The 3132-nt window shown below is 51.7% G+C and carries 3 protein-coding genes; 2 read left to right on the top strand and 1 reads right to left on the bottom strand.

Annotated features, from left to right (window positions below; all coding sequences use genetic code 11):
- The first annotated feature begins 222 nt into the window (after positions 1-222).
- Complete coding sequence (locus PsW74_RS22005) at positions 223-744, top strand: hypothetical protein (RefSeq protein ID WP_063290407.1); 522 nt, start codon at positions 223-225, stop codon at positions 742-744.
- Positions 745-916: 172 nt separating this feature from the next.
- On the opposite strand, the gene PsW74_RS22000 is transcribed toward PsW74_RS22005, so the two are convergent.
- On the bottom strand, positions 917-1525 hold the full coding sequence (locus PsW74_RS22000) for a hypothetical protein (protein WP_153040826.1): 609 nt from the start codon (positions 1523-1525) through the stop codon (positions 917-919).
- Positions 1526-1664: 139 nt separating this feature from the next.
- Between PsW74_RS22000 and PsW74_RS21995 the strand changes: the two genes are divergently transcribed.
- Complete coding sequence (locus PsW74_RS21995; protein WP_063290405.1) at positions 1665-2687, top strand: prolyl oligopeptidase family serine peptidase; 1023 nt, start codon at positions 1665-1667, stop codon at positions 2685-2687.
- Positions 2688-3132 lie beyond the last annotated feature (445 nt).

The following is a 3132-nucleotide window of genomic DNA, read 5'->3' as shown; positions in this document are numbered from 1 at the left end:
GGTGCTCGGTGCTCGGTGCTCGGTGCTCGGTGCTCGGTGCTCGGTGCTCGGTGCTGAATACACGAAGCATCATATGCCATGCTCTGGAGCGTTGTGTTTATCGAATTTTTGGCATTTGATAGAAACCAATCAAATGGAGCACGCTTAAGAGTGAGACACTCCCTATCTACCCGAAACTTGAGATTGCTTTCGCTAGCTTGTGTTTTGTGCCAATAAGACGCTATGGATCTGAACCAACTTGATGATCGGCTGAAAGCTGACTGCGAGAAGTGCGCTGCCTTGTGCTGTGTGGCGCTTGCCTTTGATAAGTCGAGTGTTTTCCCTTTTGATAAAGCTGCTGGTGAGCCTTGCCGAAATCTTGAGAGCTGTGGGACCTGCAAGATCCATTCTGATCTGGCGACGACCGGGTACATGGGCTGTGTTCAGTTTCACTGTCATGGAGCTGGGCCGATTGTCACGCAGGGTCTGTTTTCCGGTAATACATGGCAGACGCAGCCGCATTTGCTGCGGCCTATGATGGAAGCCTTCTGGGTGTTCTTGCGGCTTCAGGAGCAGGTGTTGTTGCTGAGGCATGCAGCCAACTTGCCTTTGCCTGATGCTAAGCAAAAAGAGCTGCATGCATTTTTGGATGAGCTGTGCCCTGAGAACGGCTGGAGCTGGGATGCCTTTGAGGGGCTGGACCATGCCAAGGTGTCTGTGGAGGTGAAAACGTGGCTGATCTCCCTGCGGGATGTGTTGGCCTAGCTTTTAGATTATGCGATTTCAGGCTTGGTGGCTTTGACCATCAGTAGGAAAGCCGAGAGATCTTTCTAACGGTGGAAGCGTGGCACCTGCTGGATCGCATCCTCTGTTGGTTCGGGGCCCAGAATCTCTTTGATTTGAAGACCTGCCTTGATGATGGGATTTAGATAATCGCTCAAGGCGCAAGGGAATCTGGGTACGCTGAAGCGCTGGATTTCTGACTGGTCTCCGCGCCGGGCGAAGTTCCATTGATCTGCGACGTGTCTTTGGTCGAAGTACTTGGAGACAACCAGATCTGTCGCCTCTCTTCCCTCGTCTTTTCGCCAGGAAAGCCAGTGTTGGAGCTGAAGGAGCTGGTTGCGTAGGTAATGTCTAATGGGGCTTTTTGCTCCTCGGCAATTGTATGGGCGACCATGTTCTCTGAAAGATCAGCGCCAGACATGTGAGCACCTGCTCTTGTCAGCTTGCGGGTGTTGTTGTCTTCCCCGCAACCGAGATTAATAATGCGCTCGCCGCTGACGTTGTTCAGAGAGGCATCAAAGGCATAAGAAATTATGAGGTATGACTTTTTGAGCCCATTGCAGTCCTTCGTAAAGGCGTTGGCATTTACGGGCGCAGTAAAGCGCTTGATGGCATATTTGCCGGTATTCTTCTCAGTGCAGGGCCTCGCCGGTTTTATGTTCTTGCTATTTCTGATTGCGTGCGTCCCGCGAGTTAGCACAGGATGCAAAATAAGGCCCAGTAGCAGCAGAGTGATAATCATGGGTATTAGTAGAACTGGCATCAGGCGAGGTCCTTTTCCTTACTTAATAGGACCTAAATCCTGATCTGCGTGACCTTAAACCGGATTCAGGTCGAATAAAATTCCGTCAGCGTTTGAATGAAGGTGTCAACATTCAAACCACTTCACCGATAGGCACTCCATGAAAACTACTGTCCTTGCCCTCGCTTCGATCCTCTCTGCTGGCACTGAAATCGCAGCACAAGATGTCGGCCTCAACGAGCTGACTATAGCGGCTCCCCATCATGACCAGGAGATGCAGATGGCTGTCATGTTCCCTGCCGTGGGTCAGCACCAGACCGTGTTTGCTGAAAATGCGATATTCTATGGAACATCTGTGTTCAAAGACGCCGAGCCAATACAGGGACAATACCCAGTCGTTCTTCTCTCACATGGCTGGGGTGGCAATTACGCTCGGATGGCGTGGCTCAGCGCAGGGTTGGCTTCCAAAGGGGCGATCGTTGTGGCGGTAAACCATCCAAGCAGTACAACTTTTGATTTGGACTTCGACACCGCATTCAACCATTGGACTCGCGCCGAAGACATGTCCGCCGCGTTGGACTATGTTTTACAAGATCCGATTTTCGCACCCATCATCGACGGAACACGGATCTATGCCACAGGCCTTTCCTACGGAGGATGGACTGCCCTTTCACTTGCAGGTGTCCAAGGCAATCGGGACGGGTTTTTCGACTATTGCAAAGCTGCGGGTGCAGGGTCACAGTTTTGCGCTGAACTGACAGCCGAAGGCGTCGACATCACGGCAATCGATCAAGACAGGTATGAGGCATCCTACAGGGATCCACGTATCAGTGGCGTCGCCGCTATTGATCCTGGTCTAACTTGGGATCTTGCGCCGCAGGATGTGCAGGATGTAACGGTTCCGCTTCTTCTTATAGGGTTGGGCGAAGGAGCCTATAGGCTCAATGCGACAGACACGAGCGCCATGGGCAGCAATTTTGAGGCTTTGGTGCCGCAGGCTTCTGTTAAGACTATCGCACCCGCTACGCATTTTACAGCACTTGGACTGTGTAAGCCCGCAGGTGAAGCTCTTCTGATCGAAGAACAAGACGATCCTGTCTGCACCGACCCGGTGGGGACGGATCGAACTCAGGTGCTTAACACCATTATCGACGCCTTGGCGGATCACTTTGAATTAAACTGAGGCACTCCATGGGGCATCTGAGCATGGGGGTACAGATGCCCTTGCCATCTTTCAATGCGGCACACTGATACCTACTGAATTGACGTAGAATTGCCGACTTGATTCAACGTTCCATGCCCACCGCCAAGCCGAGACAGCCGATATTGGTGCAGACCGCAGCAATTGGCAAATAGGCTCAACGACCCGTGACACATCCAGCAAAAGTGAGCACATAGGTCCTACCGAAAAGTATTCATGAAAACGCCCGCGGTAACTTCTAAAAGAATTGCCTCAACCCCAGATGGAAACGCTTGAATTTCCGCTAATGGCGGTGGATTCAACTGGTCGCGGCAACATACTGTGAGAATTTCTCAGCTGGAGTTTGATATTGATCTGCGTTTGGTCTCAATGGTTAGCAACAAGGGCATTGGTGGACTGCTCTGCTGGCATGCAATGCTTCTGAGCT

Origin of the sequence: Pseudovibrio sp. W74, assembly GCF_001623085.1 — a bacterium.
GTDB lineage: Bacteria > Pseudomonadota > Alphaproteobacteria > Rhizobiales > Stappiaceae > Pseudovibrio.
The sequence above is the reverse complement of the archived record's forward strand: the minus strand, read 5'-3'. Positions and strand labels throughout refer to the sequence as shown.

Coding starts and splice junctions, on each gene's coding strand:
- PsW74_RS22005 (WP_063290407.1), top strand. CDS start 223: ATGGATCTGAACCAACTTGATGATCGGCTGAAAGCTGACTGCGAGAAG.
- PsW74_RS22000 (WP_153040826.1), bottom strand. CDS start 1,525: ATGCCAGTTCTACTAATACCCATGATTATCACTCTGCTGCTACTGGGC.
- PsW74_RS21995 (WP_063290405.1), top strand. CDS start 1,665: ATGAAAACTACTGTCCTTGCCCTCGCTTCGATCCTCTCTGCTGGCACT.